Below are 18,070 nucleotides of genomic sequence, written 5' to 3' on the forward strand. Positions count from 1 at the left end.
ATCAGTCGTCCTTTGCTGCAGTGATGTGGGCGATGGAGAGAACGTGGAGGCCTTCGGGCCAGGTCAGAGCAATGGCACCCCAGGTATAGCCGCCACCGAAGGCGGTCAGGAGGAGCTTGTCACCGGCAGCGAACCGCTCGTGATGGCGTGCCATGGCCAGGGGGATGGATGCGGCAGAGGTGTTGCCGACTTCGTCGAGATGAGTGATGACCGAGCGGTTGTTCACGCCCAACGCCAGGGCAACCTGGTTGAGGATCCGCTGGTTGGCCTGGTGAGGAACGAGCCAGTTGACCTCCGCGAGATTCCAAGCGGCCTCGACTGCAGTTTGCTGGCTGACCTCGGTCATCTTCTTCACGGCTTCCTTGAAGACGTCACGGCCGTCCATCCGGAAGTACGGGGATTCGGAGCCACTGTTCGGGACCCAGATTTTTTGCTCGCCCTGACCGTCTGCACGTAGCCGTGAAGCAACGATCTGACCCCGCTCTTCCGGGGTGCCGGCCTTGAGAACGACGGCACCGGCACCGTCACCGAAGATGGCGTGACTGACTGCGTCTTCGGGGTCCAGCAGAGAGCTGAAGACATCGGCGCCGATCACCAGGGCGGTGCGGGCCTGACCAGCAGCAATGGCGGCCGCCCCCTGGGCGAGGGCATAGACGAATCCGCTGCACACGGCGTTGATGTCGAAGGCTGCAGCGTGGGTGAGGCCGAGCTGCCTGGCGACTTTGGGTGCTGTTGCAGGTACCGGGCAGTCGGGCGTGGTGGTGGCGACGATGACGAGGTCGACCTCGAGCTGGCCGGCGGACGCGAGGGCCTGGCGTGCGGCCTCGGTGGCCAGATCGCTGGTGGTGGTTCCCGTATCGACGCGGTGGCGGGTACGGATCCCGGTCCGGGCCTCGATCCAGGATGGTTCCAGTCCGTGGTCCTGGTGGATTTCGTGGTTGGTGATCTTGCGGGCAGGCAGGGCGGCGCCGAGGCCGCAGAGCACGGGGATGGAGTGATGAGTGGAGGATTCGGGCATGGGTGCTCGTTCCTTATGAAGGGAAGGGAAGGGTCGTGGTCAGGGGATGTGGTGGGCGACGGCGCAGGAGACGGTGAAGTGTTCTCCAAGTGCTCCCGTGATGGTCGCCAGGCGCCAGGTCCCCTGGCGCAGGGTTCGGATCCTGGGGTTCTCCAAGGTGGCGGTCGCCGTGGTGAATGGAGCCGTGGTCGTGCAAGCCACAATGCGGGTAGTGCGCATCCAGAGGGTTTCGGAGTCGGCCCGGGTGAGGCCGTCGAGTTCGTAGAGGAGCACTTGACCCAGTTGGAGGACCGTGACGAAGGCGTCGATGAGGTTCAGCCCACGGGCTTTGGTCGCGTCCAACGCGGTGGGAGTAGGTCCTGGGGTGCCGACGCCGACGCTGACCTGGGTGCGGATGACGTCCTGTACCCGGTCGATTGGAGCCAGCTCGGGGACCCGAGACCGGAAGACGTCCCGGTACACGCTGCCGGCGCCGTTGAGGCCGCCCTCGGGCAGTTCCTGGGGTGCGAGGCCGATGGAGACGGTGAATCCTCCGACAACGACTACACTGCGGGCCATGTCCTCGGTGGTGTCCAGGATGAGGGTCAGAGGCAGGGCCTCGAATCCTGATTCCACCGGTTGGGAGGGTGCCCGCACTTCCAAGATGGTGACTGTCCAGCTCACAGGTCGGGCGAGCCGGGCCAGGGCGGCTTCGGTGGCCTGCAACGAGAGGCTGAGAACGTCGATGGTTCCAAGGTGCGGGACCGCGGTCCGGGCCCCCTTCTTGGACCAGAGACCGCTGATCTGAATCGACGCCGATCCCTTGGCCGTGTGCCGGCCATCCTGGCTCTGCCAGGAGTCCAGGTGCTCAATGGTTGGGATGACCTGGGCGTAGCGGGATCCGAAGTATCGATCTGAGGCGGGTCCCAGAATGGAATCCACCGTAGGCGTCGTAGTGTGCATGTGTGTCCTCCCCCTTGAGGGCTGAATTTGTGTCGTGTTCAGCCTTCCGGGGGTGGGCTACCAGAGCCAGAGCTTCGTGATACTGGCAGTGATCATGCCTGGCTGATTAGAGGTGCAGCGGCTGCCAGCCTTCCGGGGTGAGAGTGCCGAAGACGATGTCGGCGAAGTGATAGCCGACGCCGACCGTATGGGGCTCGGTCAGGAGCTCGGCGACGAGCTTGCGGGACCGACGAGCTTGGTCCGGCTTCTCGTCCGACCAGGGGCCCATGGTCGTGTCATGGAACTGGACTGGGCTGTGGAAGACGTCCCCGAAGATCAGGGCCCGCTCTCCCCGCGACTCGACCATGTAGGACATGTGTCCGGCGGTATGGCCTGGGGTGTGGATCGCTCGGACGGAATCGCTGATCTGTTCGCCGCCGCGGAGGGCTCCGACGTTGATCGTGCCGGTGAGATGGGCCAGCCTGGCCGCGTCGGGGGCGCCGACGAACACCTGCTCGGGACTCAACCGGTCCGGTTGGTCGGCGCCGATCCAGCCGACATGATCCTCGTGGGCATGCGTGATGGCCAAGGCCTTGATGCGTTCGTCACCGAGCGTTGCGTACTCGGGGTTCAGCCCACCTCTCATGGTTCCCAGGGAAGGGTGCGTCCGGTGGCGCGGCAACTGAAGAGGGCCGAAGCCTGCATCGATCACGACGAGACCATCCGCTTCGTGAATGACCACGCTCCCGACTGACCCGATGAGGTAACCGTCTTCTGAGACTGGAGGCCTCGTGGGGAACGTCGTCGTTCGGTACCATCCCTCAGGCTCCAGCTCCACATATCCGTCAGGGACATAGGAGATCTTCAGGTCCCCCAGGGTGATGTGCCGTGACTGTGCGGGCGAGTACCAGCGTTCTGGGGCGACGGCCATGTCAGCTGAGCCTTCCGATTGCGGCGGCCGATTCGGGGCGGGCGATGTACATGAAAAGCATGAGGTCTCCGGCGTCGATGGGTGTCAGAAGTACTGAATCGAAGAAGAGCCGGCCCAAGGCGCTGTGGTCGTAGGAGACCTCAAGGTGGGGGTCCTGAGCCATGCTGTGCCCGTCCCAGAGGTGGGCGAACTCCGGCGACTCCTGCTTGAGTTCGTCGGCCAGCAGCTGGAAAGCGGTGTCGGACGGAAAGGACGCGGCCCGTTGCCGGAACTGAGCGACCATCATGGTGGCCGCAGTTTCCCGGAACGGGTACTTCGCGGCGTACTTCTCGTCCGTGAAGAACTTGACCAGGCAGTTGCTGTCGGGGGTCAGCCCGAAGATATAGTGCCCGAGTTCGTTCACCGCGAGGACGTTCCAGTAGCGGTCCGCGATATACGCCGGGACTTCGCGGACAGCGCCCAGGAGGCGGCTGAGCGTCTCTGTGACCCGGCCGTTGGCGCTGTTCAGCTCCGGTAGTGCCTTGCCTGCCAAGGTGTAGAGGTGCTCGAGCTCCTGGCCCTCCAGCTTCAGGGCTTCGGCGATCGCCCCGAGGATCGGTGTCGAAACGGTGATGTCCCGGCCCTGCTCGAGCCAGGTGTACCAGGTGACCCCTACGCTGGCCAAGACCGCGACCTCTTCGCGTCGCAGACCCGGGGTTCTGCGCCGCTCAGTGGTGGGCAGTCCGACGTCGGACGGCTTCAGGCTTTCGCGTTTGGCCCTGAGGAAGGAGCCAAGCCAGCGACGCCGTACCGCCGCAGAGTCGTGACGACGTTCGGGCAAATTCGTGCTCACTGCAGCCAGCGCCTGCTTTCTGGACTCGTCTCCGATCTGAGTTCTCCGATGAAGGACTCCCAACGGCGTTCCTCAGGATCATCGACGATTTCGGTGTGGAAGAGGTGGGAGGAACTTTCCACCGCGTGGAAACGGAGATCCTCCCAGCCGAGGGACTCCCATTTCAGTGCCGCGTGCGGCACGACCAGGGGGTCCCGGGTGGCGTAGAGAACTCTAACCCGCACGTCCGGAACGTCGTGGTCGCACGGCAGGTAGCGGTCGACAGCGGCAAGATGGGTGACCAGGCGCTGCTCGCTTCTGCCCTTGATCCCCGGCCCCGGTGCGGCGATACGCGGTCTGGTCACGCCGGGGAGCCACCATGGAGCGGTCGCTGCGAGAACGACGACGTCGATCAATTGCTCGATGGCCGGCCCCAGCTGGCGGCAGATCTCGTAGGCTACGGTTCCGCCCATGCTGTGCCCGTACAGAACGCGCGGGCCTGTGGCCCGGACGGTCGTCCGGGCCACAAGGTCTGAGATGGCGTGGTGCGCGAAGTCCTCGATGGTGGACCCCGTGCCGGCGAACCGAAGGGGCGTGACCGTGGAGTCGCCTGTGCGCAGGGCCGCTCGGAGGTTACGGGGAACGCAGGGCAAGCCTCCCGCGTGGTGCAGGTAGTAGATCTGCATCTGGTCAGAACCCCCGATTCCCGTGACTCCGGTTCAGCTGACGGCGGTCGCTTTACGGTCCTCGTGAGGTGCCTCGACGGTGGTCTGTGCCGAACTGCGGACGGACGCCGCGATCAGCAGGCCGAGGAGAAGCAGGACGACGATCCCCGCCATGCCCGCCGTCGTGAAGTCCAGGGTGAGTGCGCCCACCGTGGTGTGGCCGGCCGCTGTCGCAGCCGCGACGAGAACTGCCAAGCCGACCGCGCCTCCGATCTGCTGCCCCGAGGTCGCGATGCCGGAGCCCACGCCCTGGTCGGAGGCAGGGATCTCGGCCGTGGCTACGGAGTACATCACCGTGAACACGACGCCTTGGGCGAGGCTGAGGACCGCGAAAGGAAGTGCCCCGAGGAGGACGGGCCCTCGGGCCGCCATGACGATTCCCGTCAGAATCGTGCCGACCGCGCCTACACTCCAGGCGAGTGCGAGAATCCGTCGGCTGGACCAGATGTTGCTCAGACGCCCTCCGATCATCGTGCCCAGCAGCACACAGGCCGAGGGGAGCATGAAGATCAAGCCCGTGGCCAGAGGGGCCACATGGGCGATCTGCTGAAGGTAGATGGTGATGAAGAACGGAAGCGCCCCGAATGAGGCCATGAACACGAAGGTCGTCGCAGTGCCGGTGCGCAGTCCGGCGTTGCTGAAGAGGGCCAGCGGAACGAGGGGTGAGGCGACTTTTCGTTCGATGACGACGAACAGGACCAGGAGGATGATTCCCGCGACGAGCGGAAGGAGGGTTCCGGCCGCCGCCCAGCCGATCTCCGGGGCTTGAACCATGCCGTAGACGATGGCCAGGATGCCGGCGGTGGACGTCACCGCACCGGGGATGTCCAGACGGGTTTTCGCGGTCGAGGGCTGGTCGGCGGGAAGGAAGACGAACGCTGCGCCGGCGCCGATGAGGCCGAGCGGGACATTGACGAAGAACACCGAGCCCCAGCCCAGAGCGCCGGCCAGGACGCCGCCGAGGAGGGACCCGAGGACCATTCCGGTGCTGCCGGCCGCGGCCCACAGGCCCATGGCGCGATTGCGGCTCCGGCCCTCTTCGAAGATCGTGGTGACCAGGGACAGGGTGGCCGGGGCAAGCAGAGCCCCGCCGAGGCCTTGACCTGCCCTGGCGACGATCAGGAGCCATGGTTCAGTGGCGAGACCGCCGGCGAGCGAAGCGATCGCGTACAGAACCATGCCGGCGACGAACATCCTGCGCCGCCCGAAGAGGTCCGCGAGGCGCCCGCCGAGCAGGAGGAAGCCGCCGAAGACCACGGCGTAGCCACTCACAACCCACTGGAGGGCGGATTCAGTGAAGGCCAGGCCTTCACTGATCTTGGGCAGTGCGACGAAGACGATGTTGTAGTCGAGTGCGATGACGAGCTGGGCGAAGGCCAGCAGAGCCAGGGTCACTCCGGGGTGCCGGAGGCGCGGTGCGCTCATGGGTGGTGATCCGTTTCTGTGGGTGGATGAGGGCTGTGCGTGTGGTGAAGGCCGTGCGTGCGGTCTGTGGAGAAGGTCAGTAACGCAGGGCGTAGCTGAGCTGCCGGGTGAACGATTTGGTGCGCTGTGCGTCATGGAACCGGGCGTCGTCCTCCAGGATCTTGGTGGCCGCCGCGACGTTCGTCCGGGCCTGGGCGATCGCCTGTTCGATCGGCACGGCCACGGGCAGGTCGAAGAGGTCGATGATCTTCTCCAGCCGTTCTTCAACGGAACCTCCGACGATGTAGAAGGGCTTGCCCATGGTGGAGACGGTGTCGATCAGCAGATCATCGGAGAGACGGCGGAAGGGCTCGGACACAGGGCGATGACCATCGGCATGCATGTCGAACTCGACGGGCAGATGCACGTAGGCGTCGTACAGACCCCGTGCGCGACGGCGGGTCACTTCGCCGAGCATGTCGGCGTACGACTTGTAGAAGTGCTTGACCGGGAGGCCGGTGATCTTTTTCACCGCCTGAAACCAGGCCGGCGCTCCCGGATTGATCCCGATCCGCATGCGCGCCTCGAGGTAGACCCACTCGTGGAAGACGCCGCCGTCGGAGATGAAGGGACCCTCTCCGGCCTCGTTGTGAACACGCTCCTCGAATCGCCTCATCATGAGCTTGATCAGCTCCATGCCGTTGAGCTCCATCACGGTCTTGCCGGGGATGAGGTCGATCAGGATCTCCCGTGATGTCATGGCGTGAGTCCGCGGGATGCCCGTTGCAATGGACAGCGCCTCGGTGGTGGTGCTCTTGCCGGTGGAATACGTCCCGGAAATTGCGAGCTTGAGGTTGTTTTTCATCAGTGGTCTTTCTCAGTGGGTGGTTGATTCGATGGCGCCCTGGCACTGTGCTAGGCGCTCATCGAGGGTTCCGGTGACCTCCAGGGTCGGGATGGAGAGGTGCTCCAATTCCGAGATGAGGTAGCGGTCGCTGAGCTCCCGGAATTTGTCGGACACCGGCCGGTTCTCCACCGCGAGCGGAAACTCGATGGGGAGGTGGACGACGAGGTCGTAAAGGTCGGCCATCCGGGTCAGAAGCGCTCGCCGGATCGGCTCGATGGATTCAATCTGCCAGCTGGTGTCTGCGTGAACGTCAGGAGTGGGGTGTGCGCCGTGCATCAGCATGGTGCGCACGAACACCCAGTCGTGCAGGAGAGACCCGTCCGAGACGACATCAGGCTCGTCGAACTCCAAGGCCGCCCGGTCCATCAGGCGCCGGATCAGAAGTTCGATGAGCTCGTCCCGGCTGCATTCGGTCGCCTGCTTGCCGGCCTGCCACAGCGGGGAGCTCATTTCGGGAACATGTTGGTAGTGCAGGCCGACATTGGTGACCAACTTCTTGACCAGTGTTGTTTTTCCGGCACCATACGAACCCGTGATGGCAATTCTCATAGGGTCTCCATAGACAGACGACGAGATGTCTACGAACGACGCTAAATCGGTTCGTGGATCAGACCCAGAGTCGCGTTATCATAGTGCGTTCGGTACCAGACTGAGCGATCCTGAGAGACGCGGAACCGGGCACGAATCGCGATCTCGTGCCCCACGATCGGCCGATACCGCTCGTGGCAGCACTAGCCTGCACCCCACGTGATAGCCGCGGGGAGGCGAGCACTCTGCCGGGACAGAGGTCTGGTGATCTGGGCGGCCAGATCGAGAAAATGGTGAGCTCTAGGTTGATGCCTGACGGGTTTAAGCGGCGAAGAATTGGACCATGTTTGCAGACTCGGCGCGCAGTGCTCCTCCGGTCACAGTCCTTGATGCACTGGAGAATCATTTCGGCGATCGACCGAGTGGGAAGGGTCTTAAGAATTTGAGCGCTGCTGACCTCGATGAGGTCAGAGGCATCCTGAACGAGTTTTGGGAGGTTCAAGCGGATCAGGCTGGAGCTGTCGTTTGCGACCTCCCGCTGTGGAACTCGCAGTCAAAAATCCCGCTGGTCTTTCGTTTCGCGCCCCAGAAGATTTGATGTGGTCGGAATCTGCACTGACGCAAAAATCCCCCGACGGACGCGCCAGTGCGCGCCCGTCGGGGGATTCGTACCCGAAGAAGCCTCAGGATTCAGCAGAGGAAACGCTGATCAGTGGTGCTTCTTCTCGTCGCCTTCTTCGCGGCGGTCGTCCTGGGAGCCGAGGTCGGCGCCGTCGTTCCCCTCGAAGAAATCAGCGTCGCGGCGCTCCTGACGCTGCTCCTCCTGCTCGCCGTGCTCTTCGCGCAGTTCGTCGTTCTTGTCGTGTCCCATGACAGCTCCTTGATCCGCTCGGTGTGAGCCCATTCGGTGTGGTCGGTCCCAGGCTATACCCGCTTCCCAGTGCCATGTCTGTCGAAAGTTGCAGGCGCCGCCGGAGCGTCTCAGGGCCCTCGGAAGCGGGGGAGGCGGGGTCTCGGGCGGCACTCCGGAGAACTGCGGGGTTCAGCCGACGCCGCGTTCAACGGCGACGCCCGCTGAACAGCACCGTCAAGTTCTACGGTGGCTGTCAATCGCAGTACTCAGGAAGCCTCGCTCGAGCTAGCCCAGGAACTCGCGGGCCGCGGCCACCAGCGCCTTCACGCCGTTGCCCAGCGTCGGATCGATCACCGGGGCGAAGAACGGCGAGTGGTTGGAGGGGACGTCGTCGGGCATCCGACCGGTCCTCGCCACGATCTCCGCCAGGGAAGGCTCGCCGCCGCCCAGGAACCAGTAGACCAGCGGCACGTCCGCCGCCGTCGCGAACTCGCCGACGTCCTCGCTGCCGGACAGCGGGCCCGGGTTCAGCACGCGCTGCTCGCCCAGGACACCCCGCAGCACGGTGGCCACCCGCTCGCTGGCCGTGGGGTCGTTGACCGTGACGGGGAAGCGCTCGAAGTACTCGATCGTGGGTTCTTTCGGGCTGGCCGAGGCCTGTGCCTCCGCCTTGGCCACGCGCTCCACGCTCTCCAGGACCTTGGAACGGACCTCCTCGCGGTAGCTGCGCACCGTCAGGCCCAGGGTCGCCTTGTCCGGGATGATGTTGTTCTTGGTCCCGGCGTGGACCTGGCCGACCGTCACGACGGCCGTGTCCAGGGCGCTGATCTCGCGGGACACCACGCCCTGCAGGCGGTTGATGACATTGGCCGCGAGGTACACGGGGTCCACGGTGGCCTCGGGGCGCGAGCCGTGGCCTCCCACGCCGTGCAGGGTGATGCTCAGGCTGTCCGCGGCAGCCATCGCCGGGCCGGGGGTCAAGCCGATGAACCCGGCCGGGATCGGAGCCACATGCTGGCCGAGCACCACATCGGGGCGCGGGAAACGGTCCAGGAACCCGTCACGGAGCATCTCCGCGGCGCCGCCTCCGGCCTCTTCCGCGGGCTGGAAGACCGTGACGAGCGTGCCCGACCACTCCTCGCGGGAGTCGACCAGATGTTCGGCCGCCCCGAGCAGGCAGGTCACGTGCACATCGTGACCGCAGGCGTGCATGACGGGAACGTCGTTGCCGTCTGGATCGGTCCCACGGGCGGTGCTCGCGTAGTCGAGGCCGGTCTGCTCCTCCACGGGAAGGCCGTCCATGTCCGCGCGCAGCAGCACGGTGGGTCCGACGCCGTTGGCCAGGACGCCGACGACGCCGGTGCGGCCCACGCCTTCCGTCACCTCGAAGCCGAGCTCCCGCAGGTGCCCGGCGACGATGCCGGCGGTGCGGGTCTCCTGGAAGGAGAGTTCCGGGTTGCTGTGGAGGTCTTTGTAAATGGCGGTGAGATCCAGAGTCATGACCCCAGGCTAGTTGCGTTGAGCAACCACCGAAAGCGCCGCGCCGAGTCTTCCGGACCTTCTGGTCCTTCCGGCTCGTCCTTCAGCTCGCGAGACGCCACTTGAGCACAATGCTTCACGCGGACATTGTGCTCAAGTGGCGTCTCGCGAGCCGGAGACCGGAGAGAGAGGAAGCGGTCAGCCGACGACGATGCGCTGGGCGCCGAGGCCCGGAGCCTCGATCTCCACCACGTCGCCGTGCTTGAGGTACGCGAACCGGCCGGACATGGCGACACCCTCCGGGGTGCCCGTGATGATCACGTCGCCCGGCTCGAGCGCCATGAACTGACTGACGTGGTGCACCAGGAACGCGGCGCGGAAGACCATGTCCGCCGTCGTCGAGCGCTGGCACTCCACACCGTTCACCCGCGTGGCGAGGGGGAGCGAGGAGACGTCGAAGGGCGTGCCGTCCGCGCCCACGGCCGGGACCAGCCAGGGGCCCAGCGGGGTGGAGCCGGGCAGCGACTTGCCCTTGGTCCACTGGCCGCCCGCGCCACCCAGCTGCAGGGAACGCTCCGAGAGGTCGTTGGCGAGGACGTACCCGGCGATCGCCGCCTGGGCTTCGTGCTCGTCGGCCAGGAGGTGCGCGGAGCGGCCGATCACCAGGCCCAGTTCCACCTCCCAGTCGAGCTGCTCGCTGCCGGGCAGGCCGGGGAACTCGTCGTACGGTCCGGCGACGGTGTTGGCGGGTTTGAGGAACACGACCGGCGACGCCGGCGGCTCCAGGCCGGACTCCGCGGCATGGGCCGCGTAGTTCAGACCGATGCCCACCACGTTCCCCGGCCGGGCCACGGGGGCGCCGATCCGCTCGGAGGGCTCGACGGCGGGCAGCAGCCCGGCGTCGAGGGCGGACTGGGTCTCCGACACGAAGTCACGGGACAGGAAGGTGGAGTCGATGTCCTGCGTCAGGGGCAGGAGGCTGAAATACCGGGCGCGGCCGCTGGCGTCATCGACAACCACCACGGGCTCCTCGGCCCCGGGGGAGCCGATACGGGCGAACTTGAGGGTCATGCCACCAGTGTCCGGGGACCGCGGGTGAGGCGGAAATGTGACTGGCGCCATGCCCGCGTCCGGGGCAGCTCCCAAACCTCCAGCGTGCATCCGTCCGCCCTGGGCCCGCGGTTCAGCTCCCGCGCAGCCGGTCCATCTCGCGCCGGTCCTTCTTGGTGGGCCGTCCCGTGCCCCGGTCGCGGACCGGGATGCCCAGCTGCGGGGCCACCGGGCGAGGCGGCGTGCGGTCCGTGAACGCGTGCGACGCCGCCTCGGCGCCCACGCGTTTGGCGATCAGCTGGCGCACCTCCAGGATGCGTTCGTAGCCGGGCATGCGGATGCGCACCTCATCGCCCGGGATCACGATCTGGGACGCCTTGACCGGGTTGCCGTTCAGCCGGACGTGGCCCGCACGGCAGGCCGCGGTGGCGGCGGAGCGGGTCTTGTAGGCGCGCACGGCCCAGAGCCACGCATCAACCCGGACGGCATTGGGCGCGGACTTGGAGAGGGACGGAGTCCCGGAATGGGCAGCCATGGGTATTGATTATGCGCCTCAAGCGCCCTTGGCGTGCTGTTCCTCTGAATCCTGGGAGGGGCGGAGCAGGCCCGGGACGGCATTCCGGGCCGAACCCTTGGGCCAGGTGGCATTCCGTGCGGCGCCGTTGGCGCCGGGCTTTTTCGGCGTGCGGGCGGCGTTCGCCGGGGTGACCGTGGAGGTCTTCCCGGCGGGCGCGGAAGCCAGCTCGACGGCCGGCAGCTCGACGGCGGCCGGCGTGGCGGCCGGTTCGGTCAGCGTGACCTTCACGGAGGGGGAGGCTTTCCCCGAGGGCGTGGTCCCCGAGGGCGCGGTCGCCTTGCTCCAGGACGGGATGAGGCCGGACCTGCCTGCGTCCGCCGGCGTTACCGACGGCGCCTTCACGGCGCTGGACGATGCGGCGGGAGCCCGGTCCGGGCTGACATTCGCCGCGTCCGCGGTGAGGGCCGGCGCGGCGGTGGCGCCGTCGTCGTCGAGCGCGGTGCCGACGTCCGTGGTCTGGCGTGCGGCGGCCACGCGGCCGCCCAGATTCCGGCCGACGCCGATCAGCCGGCTCGCGCCGAGATAGACCAGCCTGCCGAGTCCCGTGAAGACCAGCGCCATGCAGCCGGCGAAGAGAACCAGAGCCGCCAGGAAGGCGGCGATCATCAGCGTCCCCACAAAGGTGAGGTTCAGGATCATGGTGGTATCAGATGTCATTCGCCGTCATCCCCTTTGGCGGTGTGCAGACCTGGTGTCGGAGTGTCGGAGCGCGTTCCTAGGGCGCTCTGACGGAACTCTGAAATCCAACGGTAGCCACCCGGATGCGGTCAGGGGAACGGCGCGGCGGGTCCGTTGCGGAATCGTAGTTCGTTTGTGATGAAAAATGACAGGTCCGGACCCGACGCGCGGCCCGCGTACCCTTAAAGCTGGTCATTTTCGGCGTGCCTCGCTCCGCGCGAGGGCAAGAGGTTGAGGAAAGAGGTGCTGCCCGGTGGACACCACGGACCTCACGCGACGGCTCGCCACCCTCGAATCGCTGACCAAGGGACCCGCCTGGGCGCTGACCCGCTCCGCTCCCTGGGTGATCGCGGTCCTCCAGTCCACCTTCACCCGGACCCGGCCGAGCCTGACCCTGGAGGAGTTCCACGCGGAGCTGGATCTCTGCCTGGAACAGCTGCGGGCCACCGATCCCGCCGTCGCGGGCGCCAACACCGGCCGCACCGTGGCCGACGAATGGACCCGCCGGAAGTTCGTGACCCGCCGCCATCACTCCGGTCACATCGTCTACGAACTCACCGAAGCCGCCTCCCGCGTGCTCGCCTTCCTGGAGAGCCTCAGCTCACCCCGTTCCACCCTCACCGGCTCCCGCCTGGGGACGCTGCTCAACGACGTCGAGAAGCTGGCCCACGAGACCAACCCGGATCAGACGGCGCGCCTGGAATCGCTCCGGGAAGAGATCCAGGAGCGCCAGGAGCTGATCCGTGGCATCACCTCCGGAGAGCTCGACGGCCTCCTGGACGAGGACGAGGCGGTGGAAGCGACCGAGAACATCCTGGACCTCGCCGCCAGCCTCCCGGCCGACTACAAGAAGATGCGCGACAGCATCGAGGACCTGGTGGGCAAGCTCCGCAACCAGATCATCGAGGAATCGCTCACCAAGGGCGCCACCATGGCCCAGGTGCTGGAACAGGACCGCATCCTGCGCCAGAGCCCGGAGGGCAGGACCTTCCGCTCCTTCACCGCCTTCCTCGAAGACCCTCAGCAGCAGCTGCGGTTCCGTTCCGCGATCGCCGAGGTGCTCAGCCGTCAGTTCGCGGACACCCTCGCCGCCGAGGACCGGGAGACGCTCAAGAGCCTGGTCTCGGAGCTCCGGAATCAGCACGCGCAGATCCAGCGGATCTACGGCAAGCTCTCCGAGAGCCTCAACACCTACGTGCAGAGCGACGACTTCCGGCACTCGCTCCGGCTCCGGCAGGCACTGCGCCAAGCCGAGCAGGCCGTCCGGAGTCTCCCGTACGAGCGGGACAAGCCGGGCTTCGCCGCCGCCCCGGAACTGTTCGGCGGTGTGCTGGAGTCGATCTCCATGGTGCAGCTCTTCGACCCGGACGAATTCGAGGAACCGCCGCGGCTGGCCGACCCGATCGACTTCGCCGAGCAGGACCGGACGCGTGCGCCGCGGACCCCCAAGGCGAAGCCCGCGCTGATCCGCACCGCCCTGGCCGGCGCCCGGACGGTGGGGGACGCGTGGACCGCGCTCCCGCCCCAGGAACGGCACATCAACTCGATCCGCGCCCTGCTGTCCGAGGCGCTCAACTCTGGGGCGGCCTTCTCGGCCGCCGGCCAGGAGAGCGTCGAGTTCGAACAGGTGGACGGCAGTCTGAGAGCAGCCACCGTGCCGCTCGTGACGCTGCCCGGCGGCGCGGACGACGGCGGCGCGGAGCCTGTGCCCGCGCCGGACACGCCGCCGACGTCGAGCACCCCGCGCAGGCAACGCACCAAGGAAGGACAGGAATGAGCGAGCAGATCCACGGCGTCGACGCCCGGGACACCTTTGTGGACGGAGCCGAGCTCTACCCCGGCGACACCGGCGTCCTCCCGCTGCGGCTGCGCCATGCCCTGGTGCGCCTGCTCAAGGGCCCCTATGTGGACGGTGGCCGGGACGAGAAGCTGTGGACCACTTTGACGGATCACCAGCAGGTCCTGCGGTCCCGCCTCTCGGAGCTCTTCCTCACCCTGCACCTGGACCACGAACGCAAGATCGCCGTGCTGCGCCCCGTGGACCCCGAACTGCTCGGCGGCAACGCCCGGTCCAGCCTCCTCAGGCAGCAGCGTGCGCTCAGCCGCGTGGAGACGATCGTCCTCCTGCGGCTCCGCCTTCTCCTGGACCGGCACAGCGAAGCGCAGACGGAACCCACGGTCACCCTCGAGGAGATCGCGGAGATCGTCGCGCACTACCAGCCCGCCGCTGAGCAGGACGCCTACCGGGACGCCAAGACCGTCCAGGCCGCCGTGGACAAACTGCGCGCGCGCCAGCTGCTCCTCCCCACCGGGCTGGACAACGTCTTCGGCATCAGCGGCGCTCTGCCTCTGGCCCTCCCGTTCGACAGCATCACCGCCATCACGGCCCAGCTGGAACGGCTCCAGCACGCCTCGGAGGACGCGGTGGGGACCCAGGCCCTCCTGGACATCGACGACGACGGCGGGGAGGACGCCGTGGAGCCGGTCGAGCAGGATGACCCCGCCGCCGTCGCTGACGAACCCGACACGACCCCCGAGGAGGAGCAGGCATGAGCATCCCCGCACTGCTGCCCATCGGCGATGACATCAACCCCGGGCAGATGCGCCTGGCCCGGGTCCAGCTGGTCAACTGGGGCACGTTCCACGGCGCCCACGTCATGCACGTGGACCGCCGCGGCACCCTTCTGACGGGCAACTCCGGCGTGGGCAAATCCACCCTGTTCGACGCCATGCTGCGCGTCTTCGACGCCCGCCCGCGCTCGAACGAGGCCGCCGCGGCCCGGATGGGCGGCGCCGTGGACGACAAGCGCACCACCTACACCTACATGCGCGGCAAGGTCGGCGACCGCGCCACCACGGACGGGGCCACCAGCGCCTTCCAGCGGCCCGGCGCCACGTGGTCCGCCGTCGCGCTGACCTTCGACAACGCCGCCGGCACCACGGTGACCCTCTCCGCCCTCTTCGACCTGCCGAAGAACGGCACCGAGGCCAATGTGGGCCGCCACTACATGATCGACACCGTCCCGCTGGACGTGGACGTCCTGGAGACCCTGGCGCACAAGCGCTTCACCCGCTCCACCCTGGAGGACTCGTTCCCCGGCGCACAGGTGTTCGACGTGCACCGCACCTTCGCCGAACGGTTCCGCCGCATCCTGGGCATCGGCAGCGACCAGGCCCTCCCGCTCCTGCGCGTCATCCAGGCGGGCAAGGGGCTGGGCGGCAGCGTCAACACCTTCTTCCGCGACCAGGTCCTGGACCCGCCGGCCACCCTGGACGCCGCGGACGCCGTGGTGGAGGAGTTCAGCAACCTCATCTCCATCCGGCAGCGGCTCGAGGACGTCCGCCTCCAGCGCGATGATCTGGCCCCCGTCCCGCAGCTGAACAAGGACTACGCACGCCACCTCCTGGAAGCCAACCGCCTCCGCACCCTCGGTGGCACCGAGTTCGACGCGCAGCGGCAGGCGCTCGCCGTCGTCGTGCATGAGAACACCGTGGCGCGGCTCAAGGCGCGCGCCGCGGACAAGGCCCAGGCCCTCAAGGCCGAGCGGATGAGCCGTGACGCGCTCGCCGCCCAGCTGCGCGAGCTGGAGCTGGACTACAACAACCAGGGTGGCAATGCGATCGCCTCCATCGAGGCCGGACTGGAGAATGCGCGCCTGGCGCAGCGGCTCCGGCGCGACCTGGAGACGGGCGTGCAGAAGCAACTGCGCGACGCCGGCCTGGAACTCCAGTGGACGGCCGAGGGCTGGGCGCAGGCGCACCAGCAGGCGGAGCGGCGCAGCGCCGAACTGACCGGGGACGCCGAGTCCCTCAAGGCGCTCCGCTTCGAGGCCTTCGACGCGCACGCCACGGCCAAGCGCGAACTGGAGGAGGCCGGCAAGGAGCTGCGTTCCCTGCAGTCGGGCACCTCGCTCATGCCGCAGCCGTCCCTGGAGAACCGCGCGGCCATCGCGGCGGCGCTGGAGGTGGAGATCTCCGAGCTGCCGTTCGCGGGTGAGCTCATGGACCTGCTTCCCGAAGAGGAGCGGTGGCGTCCCGCGGCCGAGCGCGCCCTCCGCAACCTGGCCACCACGCTGCTGGTCCCGGGCGAGCTCTTCACCAAGGTCACCGAGTTCCTGGACGGCACCACCATCCGTGGGGCCCTCCGCGCGGTGGACGTCTCCCGCGTGCTGCCCGGCGCGGAAGCAGCGCTGTCCGCGGTGGAGCCCCGGGACCTGCTCGCCAAGCTGCGTTTCCTGGAGACCGGTCTGACCCCGGCCCGGGAAGCCGCGGTGGAATGGCTGCGGGAGCGGATCGCGCTGGATTACGCCTACCCGTGCGTGGAGGACCCGGCGGAGCTGGCCGGGCTGGAACGCGGTCTCTCCCTGGGCGGCGTGGTCAAGCGGAACAGCCACACCGTGGAGAAGGACGACCGATTCGCCGCGCGCCGTGACTTCGTCCTCGGTTTCGACAACGCCAGCAAGGTCGCGATGGTCCAGGACCGCATCGCCGAGCTGCGAGAGAGCCTCAAGGCCGCGGAGACGGTGGCCCAGGACCGCGAGGATTCGCACCAGGGCGTGGCCCGTCAGCTCGAGGCCCTGCGCCGCGTGGCGGCGGATCACCGCGAGTGGAGCGAGGTCTCGGCGGAGGTCGCGGCCGAGGAGGTTCAGCGTCTGGAGCGCCGCCTGGCGGATGCGCTCGCGGCCCAGGCGGACCTGGAGCCCCTGCGGGCCAAGGTCGAGCAGACGCGCAGGCAGCACCAGGAGAGCACCGAGGCCGCGGCCGTCCTCCAGAACGAGTACAAAGCCCTTGACACCCAGCTCGTCTCCGCGGACAAACTGCTCGCCGCCGCGCGCAAGCGGGTGTCGGAGAACCCGCCGTCGCCGGAGACCGTGGAGGCCCTCGCCCCGCGCTTCGAGGAGATGGGGGAGTTCGGCGACATCGCCGAACTGGACCTGGCCGCCGTGCGCGTCCGTTCCGCCCTGCAGGACGAGCTGCACCGGGCCGAGAGCGCCGCGCAGGCCACCGCCGAACGTCTGACCAGGATCTTCGACTCCTTCGCACGCCGCTGGGGCGGAACGGTCTCGGCCGACCACGGCACCGGGATCGGGGCGGCCCCGGACTACGAGGAGCGTTACCACGCGATCGTCCGGGACGGCCTGCCCGCCCAGGAGGAGGAGTTCCGGGCGTTCTTCAATCAGCGCACCCACGAGTCGTTCTCCACGCTGCTGCACCTGCTGGATGAGGAGCGGCGTGCCATCACGAGCCGCATCCTGCCGCTGAACGGCATCCTGGCCGGCGTGGACTTCCACGAGGGCAGCCACTTGGAACTCGACATCAAGCAGACCGTCCCGCCGAGCGCCAAGGCCTTCAAGGACGCCATCTCGCGGGCCCTGCGGGTGCGGCACGCGCGTGGCGCGGACGCGGGCCCGGCCGGAGCCTCCGGTGCCCCGACGGGCGACGACGACGAGCTCACCATCCGCTACAAGACCCTGGAGAACCTGGTCACCCGGCTGTCTTCCCAGGCACCGGAGGACCGCCGGTGGCGGGCCGAGGTGCTGGATGTCCGCGGGCACCTGTTCATCGCGTGCAAGGAGCACCGGATGGTCCGGGTGGAGGGTGAGGAGCCCCGGGCCGAGGTGTTCATGCACTCGGACACCGGCTCCATGTCCGGTGGCGAACGGCAGCGGTTCACGGCGTTCATCATGGCGGCGGCCCTGAGCTATCAGCTCGGCATCGCGGAGCAGGGCTTCACGAGCTACGGGACCGTGATGATGGACGAGGCGTTCGTGCTGGCCAGCGAGGAGTTCGCGGGTCAGGGCATCGCCGCGCTCCACGAATTCGGTTTCCAGCTGCTTCTGGCGGCCCCGGAAAACGTGATCGACCTGTCGCGGCACCTCGGATCCGTCACGGAGATCCTCAGGGACCGACGGACCAACCGTTCCGGGGTGCTTCCCCTGGGTGGCAAGGCAGCCCCGGGCCAGCCCCGGAGCGAGGCGAACCCCGTCGACATCCGGCTGGGCTAGAGGGCCGGCGGGTCTGCCGGGTGGACTCGTTCGCCGGGGTTGGAGGTCGCAGTCGGCCTCGTGCTGGTGGGACGGGTCCTTCGTGGGTCCTCCCCGCTGAAACAGTGAGTTTCCGCTGAAACAGCGAGTTCTGCTCACTGTTTCAGCGGAAACTCACTGTTTCGGCACGTGGGGTCCGGCCGG

General features: G+C 67.6%; 17 protein-coding genes. 4 read left to right on the forward strand and 13 right to left on the reverse strand.

The genetic code is table 11. The features are described from left to right. Nucleotide 1: 1 nt before the first annotated feature. The 8 genes from AB4Y75_RS12455 to AB4Y75_RS12490 form a co-directional block, all read right to left on the reverse strand. Nucleotides 2-1,018 (reverse strand): beta-ketoacyl-ACP synthase 3, encoded by a 1,017-nt coding sequence (locus AB4Y75_RS12455; RefSeq protein ID WP_441436203.1) that lies wholly within the window; start codon nt 1,016-1,018, stop codon nt 2-4. Between the two features lie 39 nt (nt 1,019-1,057). Beyond that, the gene (locus AB4Y75_RS12460) at nt 1,058-1,960 is read right to left on the reverse strand and encodes an AvrD family protein (protein ID WP_441436204.1); all 903 of its coding nucleotides are present in this window, start codon (nt 1,958-1,960) and stop codon (nt 1,058-1,060) included. Nucleotides 1,961-2,066: 106 nt separating this feature from the next. Beyond that, on the reverse strand, nt 2,067-2,870 hold the full coding sequence (locus tag AB4Y75_RS12465; protein ID WP_441436205.1) for an MBL fold metallo-hydrolase: 804 nt from the start codon (nt 2,868-2,870) through the stop codon (nt 2,067-2,069). 1 nt (nt 2,871) lies between these two features. Next, a complete protein-coding gene (locus tag AB4Y75_RS12470) occupies nt 2,872-3,702 on the reverse strand; it encodes a helix-turn-helix transcriptional regulator (protein ID WP_441436206.1) in 831 nt (276 codons plus the stop codon). Continuing rightward, complete coding sequence (locus tag AB4Y75_RS12475; protein WP_441436207.1) at nt 3,699-4,367, reverse strand: alpha/beta fold hydrolase; 669 nt, start codon at nt 4,365-4,367, stop codon at nt 3,699-3,701. Before AB4Y75_RS12475 ends, AB4Y75_RS12470 begins: the two co-directional genes overlap by 4 nt. Before the next feature lie 33 nt (nt 4,368-4,400). Further along, entirely contained in the window at nt 4,401-5,831 is a 1,431-nt protein-coding gene (locus AB4Y75_RS12480; protein WP_441436208.1) for an MFS transporter, read from the reverse strand. A gap of 76 nt (nt 5,832-5,907) precedes the next feature. Then, nucleotides 5,908-6,675 (reverse strand): ATP/GTP-binding protein, encoded by a 768-nt coding sequence (locus tag AB4Y75_RS12485; protein ID WP_441436209.1) that lies wholly within the window; start codon nt 6,673-6,675, stop codon nt 5,908-5,910. 12 nt (nt 6,676-6,687) lie between these two features. Beyond that, the gene (locus AB4Y75_RS12490; protein WP_441436210.1) at nt 6,688-7,266 is read right to left on the reverse strand and encodes an AAA family ATPase; all 579 of its coding nucleotides are present in this window, start codon (nt 7,264-7,266) and stop codon (nt 6,688-6,690) included. 322 nt (nt 7,267-7,588) lie between these two features. Here AB4Y75_RS12490 and AB4Y75_RS12495 point away from each other — a divergent pair, with 322 nt between their 5' ends. Beyond that, nucleotides 7,589-7,843, forward strand: a complete 255-nt coding sequence (locus AB4Y75_RS12495; RefSeq protein WP_441436211.1) for a hypothetical protein — start codon at nt 7,589-7,591, stop codon at nt 7,841-7,843. Nucleotides 7,844-7,954: 111 nt separating this feature from the next. On the opposite strand, the gene AB4Y75_RS12500 is transcribed toward AB4Y75_RS12495, so the two are convergent. The 5 genes from AB4Y75_RS12500 to AB4Y75_RS12520 all read right to left on the reverse strand — a co-directional run bounded on the left by AB4Y75_RS12500 (nt 7,955) and on the right by AB4Y75_RS12520 (nt 11,861). After that, a complete protein-coding gene (locus tag AB4Y75_RS12500; RefSeq protein ID WP_441436212.1) occupies nt 7,955-8,116 on the reverse strand; it encodes a hypothetical protein in 162 nt (53 codons plus the stop codon). Between the two features lie 267 nt (nt 8,117-8,383). Beyond that, nucleotides 8,384-9,598, reverse strand: a complete 1,215-nt coding sequence (locus AB4Y75_RS12505; protein ID WP_441436213.1) for an amidohydrolase — start codon at nt 9,596-9,598, stop codon at nt 8,384-8,386. A 177-nt stretch (nt 9,599-9,775) separates the two neighbouring features. After that, nucleotides 9,776-10,648, reverse strand: a complete 873-nt coding sequence (locus tag AB4Y75_RS12510; protein ID WP_441436214.1) for a fumarylacetoacetate hydrolase family protein — start codon at nt 10,646-10,648, stop codon at nt 9,776-9,778. A 112-nt stretch (nt 10,649-10,760) separates the two neighbouring features. Next, nucleotides 10,761-11,162, reverse strand: a complete 402-nt coding sequence (locus tag AB4Y75_RS12515) for an RNA-binding S4 domain-containing protein (protein WP_441436215.1) — start codon at nt 11,160-11,162, stop codon at nt 10,761-10,763. An 18-nt stretch (nt 11,163-11,180) separates the two neighbouring features. Further along, on the reverse strand, nt 11,181-11,861 hold the full coding sequence (locus tag AB4Y75_RS12520; RefSeq protein WP_441436216.1) for a hypothetical protein: 681 nt from the start codon (nt 11,859-11,861) through the stop codon (nt 11,181-11,183). Between the two features lie 274 nt (nt 11,862-12,135). Here AB4Y75_RS12520 and AB4Y75_RS12525 point away from each other — a divergent pair, with 274 nt between their 5' ends. The 3 genes from AB4Y75_RS12525 to AB4Y75_RS12535 are packed head-to-tail and all read left to right on the forward strand — an operon-like array spanning nt 12,136 to nt 17,887. Continuing rightward, a complete protein-coding gene (locus AB4Y75_RS12525) occupies nt 12,136-13,659 on the forward strand; it encodes a DUF3375 family protein (protein ID WP_441436217.1) in 1,524 nt (507 codons plus the stop codon). Then, a complete protein-coding gene (locus AB4Y75_RS12530) occupies nt 13,656-14,435 on the forward strand; it encodes a DUF4194 domain-containing protein (protein WP_441436218.1) in 780 nt (259 codons plus the stop codon). Before AB4Y75_RS12525 ends, AB4Y75_RS12530 begins: the two co-directional genes overlap by 4 nt. Further along, entirely contained in the window at nt 14,432-17,887 is a 3,456-nt protein-coding gene (locus tag AB4Y75_RS12535) for an ATP-binding protein (RefSeq protein WP_441436219.1), read from the forward strand. The genes AB4Y75_RS12530 and AB4Y75_RS12535 overlap by 4 nt, the downstream gene beginning before the upstream one ends. Nucleotides 17,888-18,070: the final 183 nt, after the last annotated feature.

The sequence above is a fragment of the Arthrobacter sp. RAF14 genome, from assembly GCF_052114185.1.
Taxonomy (GTDB): Bacteria; Actinomycetota; Actinomycetes; order Actinomycetales; family Micrococcaceae; genus Arthrobacter_E.

Coding starts and splice junctions, on each gene's coding strand:
- AB4Y75_RS12500 (WP_441436212.1), bottom strand. CDS start 8,116: ATGGGACACGACAAGAACGACGAACTGCGCGAAGAGCACGGCGAGCAG.
- AB4Y75_RS12520 (WP_441436216.1), bottom strand. CDS start 11,861: ATGACATCTGATACCACCATGATCCTGAACCTCACCTTTGTGGGGACG.
- AB4Y75_RS12530 (WP_441436218.1), top strand. CDS start 13,656: ATGAGCGAGCAGATCCACGGCGTCGACGCCCGGGACACCTTTGTGGAC.
- AB4Y75_RS12465 (WP_441436205.1), bottom strand. CDS start 2,870: ATGGCCGTCGCCCCAGAACGCTGGTACTCGCCCGCACAGTCACGGCAC.
- AB4Y75_RS12475 (WP_441436207.1), bottom strand. CDS start 4,367: ATGCAGATCTACTACCTGCACCACGCGGGAGGCTTGCCCTGCGTTCCC.
- AB4Y75_RS12505 (WP_441436213.1), bottom strand. CDS start 9,598: ATGACTCTGGATCTCACCGCCATTTACAAAGACCTCCACAGCAACCCG.
- AB4Y75_RS12490 (WP_441436210.1), bottom strand. CDS start 7,266: ATGAGAATTGCCATCACGGGTTCGTATGGTGCCGGAAAAACAACACTG.
- AB4Y75_RS12495 (WP_441436211.1), top strand. CDS start 7,589: ATGTTTGCAGACTCGGCGCGCAGTGCTCCTCCGGTCACAGTCCTTGAT.
- AB4Y75_RS12455 (WP_441436203.1), bottom strand. CDS start 1,018: ATGCCCGAATCCTCCACTCATCACTCCATCCCCGTGCTCTGCGGCCTC.
- AB4Y75_RS12535 (WP_441436219.1), top strand. CDS start 14,432: ATGAGCATCCCCGCACTGCTGCCCATCGGCGATGACATCAACCCCGGG.
- AB4Y75_RS12480 (WP_441436208.1), bottom strand. CDS start 5,831: ATGAGCGCACCGCGCCTCCGGCACCCCGGAGTGACCCTGGCTCTGCTG.
- AB4Y75_RS12515 (WP_441436215.1), bottom strand. CDS start 11,162: ATGGCTGCCCATTCCGGGACTCCGTCCCTCTCCAAGTCCGCGCCCAAT.
- AB4Y75_RS12510 (WP_441436214.1), bottom strand. CDS start 10,648: ATGACCCTCAAGTTCGCCCGTATCGGCTCCCCCGGGGCCGAGGAGCCC.
- AB4Y75_RS12460 (WP_441436204.1), bottom strand. CDS start 1,960: ATGCACACTACGACGCCTACGGTGGATTCCATTCTGGGACCCGCCTCA.
- AB4Y75_RS12485 (WP_441436209.1), bottom strand. CDS start 6,675: ATGAAAAACAACCTCAAGCTCGCAATTTCCGGGACGTATTCCACCGGC.